Source organism: Vibrio sp. MED222, from assembly GCF_000153005.1.
GTDB lineage: Bacteria > Pseudomonadota > Gammaproteobacteria > Enterobacterales > Vibrionaceae > Vibrio > Vibrio tasmaniensis_A.
In genome coordinates this window covers 1-1,162 of record NZ_AAND01000097.1, presented here as the reverse complement: position 1 = coordinate 1,162, position 1,162 = coordinate 1, and the positions used below count along the sequence as shown (strand labels likewise).

The window sequence follows — 1,162 nt, the reverse complement described above, 5'->3', positions numbered from 1 at the left end:
CGATGGTACGCCAACAGTGACGGGCGTGACCCAACAGCGCGGGCGCGGCGGGCATTAACGTAGCGGAAGGTGCGATCGCGGACATCAAAGTGACGCTGAGCAACGAAAGCAAGACGGCGACCACGGTTGACCTGACGCTGAACAGCGGCACAGCGGATAAGAACGTCGACTTCACGGGCACCCAAGTGGACATCATGTTGAGCAACGGTACGGTCTTGAAAGACGTGGCGGTAGCATCAGACGGCAGCTTCCAAGTGAGCTTGCCGGCGGGTCAAACCGACTTCACAGTGAAAGTTCAGACCACGCAAGACAGCATCTTCGAAGGCGATGAAACCTTCACGGTGACGGCGAAGACCAGCACGCAACAAGCAGCGGAAAGTGGCACAGTCACGATCCAAGATAACGATGGCACGCCAACAGTGACGGGCGTGACCAACAGCGCGGGCGCGGCGGGCATTAACGTAGCGGAAGGTGCGGTCGCGGACATCAAAGTGACGCTGAGCAACGAAAGCAAGACGGCGACCACGGTTGACCTGACGCTGAACAGCGGCACAGCGGATAAGAACGTCGACTTCACGGGCACCCAAGTGGACATCGTGTTGAGCAACGGTACGGTCTTGAAAGACGTGGCGGTAGCATCAGACGGCAGCTTCCAAGTGAGCTTGCCGGCGGGTCAAACCGACTTCACAGTGAAAGTTCAGACCACGCAAGACAGCATCTTCGAAGGCGATGAAACCTTCACGGTGACGGCGAAGACGTCAACGCAATCGACGGCGCAAACGGGCACAGTCACGATCCAAGACAACGATGGCACGCCAACAGTGACGGGCGTGACCAACAGCGCGGGCGCGGCGGGCATTAATGTAGCGGAAGGTGCGGTCGCGGACATCAAAGTGACGCTGAGCAACGAAAGCAAGACGGCGACCACGGTTGAACTGACGCTGAACAGCGGCACAGCGGATAAGAACGTCGACTTCACCGGCACCCAAGTGGACATCGTGTTGAGCAACGGTACGGTCTTGAAAGACGTGGCGGTAGCATCAGACGGCAGCTTCCAAGTGAGCTTGCCGGCGGGTCAAACCGACTTCACAGTGAAAGTTCAGACCACGCAAGACAGCATCTTCGAAGGCGATGAAACCTTCACGGTGACGGCGAAGACCAG

At 58.3% G+C, this 1,162-nt stretch carries 1 protein-coding gene; it reads left to right on the top strand.

The features are described 5' to 3' along the window. Positions 1 to 89: 89 nt before the first annotated feature. Positions 90 to 1,162: Calx-beta domain-containing protein (locus tag MED222_RS00015; protein ID WP_009844730.1), on the top strand; the 1,073-nt coding region annotated here is incomplete at its 3' end.